This window comes from Streptomyces sp. T39, from assembly GCF_008042045.1.
In the GTDB taxonomy this organism is placed as follows: Bacteria; Actinomycetota; Actinomycetes; order Streptomycetales; family Streptomycetaceae; genus Streptomyces.
The window spans coordinates 1-3,562 of the sequence record NZ_RDBP01000044.1; the positions used below are offsets into that span (position 1 = coordinate 1).

Here is a 3,562-nt window from a genome sequence, read left to right on the forward strand (position 1 = left end):
GCGCGCGGCTCCCGCACCGCATCTGCCGCAGCAGTCGGTGGCCCGGCTGTCCTACGCCCCGCTCCAGGAGAAGACCGGCGCACCCGCGCTGCGCATGACCTGGGTCGCCGTGAAGCTGGACCCGGAGCTGTGCCCGGAGGCCGTACAGGCCCGCGGTGGCGGTCTGGAGGGTGCGCAGCGCTGCCTGGTGCGCATCGCCGACCACGTCGCCAGCCGCATCACCGGCGCGGGCTTCCAGGCCGTGGTGCTCGACCAGGAGGAACTCAACTCCACCGTGGCGACCGCCGCCTGTGCGAGCCCGCGCGCCGCTTCGCGCGCCGGCCGCCCCGACACCGCGCCCCAGCGCCGGACGGCGGAGACCTCCCGGGTGTGGCGGTGCGACGACCGCTGGCACACCTCCTACGCGGTGGGCCGCTGGCCCGAACTCGGCCGGGGAGCGGTGCCGCTGCCGAAGCTGGTGTCGCTGCTGACGGCGGTGCCCGCCTACGCCACCACGATCAGCCTGACCGTCCGGCGGGGCACCCGCCAGGGCACCATGGACATCGGCGGCCATGTGCGGATCACCGGCGGTTCCGACACCGAACTGATCGGCGTGCGCCGCGCCTTGGAGCAGGCGGCACGCGGCGCGAAGGTCGGTCTGCTGCGGCTCGACCGCGAACAGCTGCCGGGTGTGCTGGCGACGATGCCTCTGGGGGGTGCCCGCTGATGGGCCGTACGGGAACGGCGAAAGGGCTGCGCGGCATGATCGGTCCGCGCCACGCGGGGCACTCGATGCCCGCGGACCATCTCGCCGCGCTGTCCCTGCCGGTCGGCGACGACGGCGTGGTCATCGGCGAGGACGCGGAGGGCCGGCCCCAACTCGTGGGCTTCCACCGCTCGACGCCGTACGACGTCCTGCTCATCGGCGGCCTGTGGACCGCCCAGGTACTGGCGCTCCGGGCGGCCGGCACCGGCGCGCGGGTCGTCGTGGAGACCGGACGCCGGCAGGAGTGGACGGTGCTGGCGCAGGCCGCCGGAGCCGGACTGGAGTGCATCACCCTGCACGACGTCGGACGGGTGCCCCCGATGGGCGCGACGGTCGGCAGCCCGGTCGTGGTGGTGCGCGACTGCGGCATGCGGCCCCCGCGGGGGCGCGTGGTGTCGTCGCCGTGGCAGTCGGTGCTCACGCTGCTCCCCTATCTGAGCCCCGTCGCACCGCGGTTGATGCGCTCCTCGACACTGGTCGGCGTGCAGCGGGTGTCCCCGCAGGAGGCACAGCAGATCGGCCGGATCCTCGGACTCACGCAGCCGGAGGTCGCCGCCCTGCCGACACTGGCGGACGGGGTGACCCTGTGGTGTTCGGGACGCGAACGCCACTGGGTGATGACGAGCGGGACGGACGCCGAGTCCGGACTCCTCGGCATGGCACGCCGGATGGACTGAGGCGGCCCCTCCCGCGGCGGCCCGGAACGCTCGCCGCCGCCGGTTCGCGGCCTGCCCGCCACCCGGTTGTGTGCAGGCCCTGCGAAGGCCCCCGGACCGGCGCCGGCCTGCCCTACGATCGGCCGTGGCGCGGCGCGACGCGTCGACGCACACTCGCCGCCGTGCGACGTTCCGGGCGTTCGTCCGGCCGTGACCGAAAGGAACCCACATGGGCAGCGCGCAGGAGAAGGACGAGCTGTACGCCCTGGACATCTCCGGTGTCGAATGGCTCGGGGCCCCGGGCACGAGCCCGGACGAGGAGCGTGTCGAGATCGCGCATCTCCCCAACGGGGCCGTCGCGATGCGCTCGTCCCTCGACCCGGAGACGGTGCTCCGCTACACGGAGGCCGAGTGGCGGGCGTTCGTACTCGGCGCCCGGGACGGCGAGTTCGATCTGACGTGACGGCGTGACGGTGCGGGGCCGCCGGATTCCGGTCGGCCCCGTTCGTTTGCGCCGATTCGGGCGGTAAGTCTTCACGCTCCGGGGTGCCTGCGTCACGTCGGGGTCCGGCGTGACGCACAGGACAGTCACGGTGGGCGGGCGGGCCTGCCGGACCGGCCACGTCGGCGATTAGGGTGGGTCGGGGCGCGGCATGCAGAACCTACGGGCATGCCCACCGCGTCCTCGGGGGAGAGCCGGGCCGATCGGAAGTCAACGGTGGCCCCCACCCACGACGGCACAAGGGTGCTCGACCACACCAGGAGGCAAAGTGAACGGCGATCGGGACGAGATCCACGGGGGCTGGAACCTTCCCGTCGACGAGTCCGACGCGGATCCCGCCGAGCTGACGGGTGAGTTCACCATCGACTACACCCCTCCCGCCTGGTACACGCAGAACGCGTCGGGTGACACGTCGGGCGGGGCGGGCGGCGCCCCGCACACGCCGCCTCCACCGCAGGGTGCGCCGGTGGCGGTGCCCGGCCTGCCGGCAGGGAGCGGCTTCGAGCCCAACTGGTCCGCGACGCCCCCGGCGGGGCAGGGTGCCTCGGCGCACGAGCCGGGGCCCGTCGTGCCGCCTCCCGCGCCCGAGCCGGTCACGCCGGCGCCCGCCGTGCCGCTCCCCGCCGAGCCGGCTCCCCCGGCCCTTCCGACGTCGGCGCCCGCCCAGGCCGGCACCGACGACACGGGCAGCGGTGACGTGGAGAGCGGCGCGACCATGCGCTTCTCCGCCGCCGCGCTGAAGCGCGAGATCGCCGAACGGACCGCTGCCGAGGAGGCCGGCTCCGGCGCGGCCGAACCCGAGAGCGGCACCGGCGCGCACGCTCCCGGGGACGAGGCCCCCGACGGCGACGGTGACGCCGACACCGCCGAGGCGCCGGCGTCCGCCCCCGACCACGCGCAGGACGACGCCGTGGGCCCGGCCCCCGCGGACGCAGGCCCCGCGGACGCGTCCGCTCCGGACACCTTCGGCTCGGACGTGTTCGCCGCGGACACCTTCGGCGACGATTCCGGTGCCGCACCGGGCTCCGCCGACGAGGACTCCCCCGCCGCACCGGCCGGCTCCGCCGAGCCGGCGGACGACGTCGAGGACGCGGCGCCCGCCGCCGAGGAGCCGCAGGACACACCGCCGGCGGAGCTTCCGGCCGCCCTGCCCGCCGCGGAGCCCCCGGCCGCAGCCGCCGAGCCTCAGCCGTGGGCGCCGGATCCCACCGCACCCCAGGGCGGCCTGCCGCCGCTGCCGCCCGCCTACCAGCCGGCCGCCCCGGCCGCTGCCCAGCAGTGGCCCGCGCCGACCGCCGACGCCTCGGCGCCGCCTGCGGTGCCGCAGGCGCCCGGCGCTCCGGCACCCTGGCCGCTTCCCGCTCCGGGGCAGCAGCCCGGCGGCCACGGCGTTCCGCAGCAGGGTGCGCCGCAGGGCGGCTACGGCTTCCCGCAGCCCGGTCAGCCCCACCCCGGCCAGCAGGGCGCACCCGCTCCGCAGGGCAGTTACGGCTTCCCCCAGCCGGGACAGCCSGGACAGCCCCACCCCGGCCAGCCGGGCGGCAGCGGCGGCAGGCCGCCCTGGGGTGCGGTGGGATCCGGCGCCCACGGCTGAGGCTCGGCGGCTGCGGCCGGGGGCTCCGCGGCGGGCAGGGCGGCCGGAAGCTCCGCCGGCGGTGT

4 protein-coding genes are annotated in these 3,562 nt (G+C 76.5%); all 4 read left to right on the forward strand.

Annotated elements, in window-relative coordinates; genetic code table 11:
• Window positions 1-706 (forward strand): type VII secretion protein EccE (eccE, locus tag EAO77_RS28935; RefSeq protein WP_147991291.1); only part of this gene is annotated, 706 nt, incomplete at its 5' end.
• On the forward strand, window positions 706-1,422 hold the full coding sequence (locus tag EAO77_RS28940; protein ID WP_147991292.1) for a hypothetical protein: 717 nt from the start codon (window positions 706-708) through the stop codon (window positions 1,420-1,422). The genes eccE and EAO77_RS28940, both read left to right, overlap by 1 nt.
• Window positions 1,423-1,630: 208 nt before the next feature.
• Entirely contained in the window at window positions 1,631-1,864 is a 234-nt protein-coding gene (locus EAO77_RS28945; protein ID WP_147991293.1) for a DUF397 domain-containing protein, read from the forward strand.
• A 307-nt stretch (window positions 1,865-2,171) separates the two neighbouring features.
• Window positions 2,172-3,497, forward strand: coding sequence for an SCO5717 family growth-regulating ATPase (locus tag EAO77_RS28950; RefSeq protein ID WP_147991294.1), 1,326 nt, complete (start codon window positions 2,172-2,174; stop codon window positions 3,495-3,497).
• The last annotated feature ends 65 nt before the right edge of the window (window positions 3,498-3,562 follow it).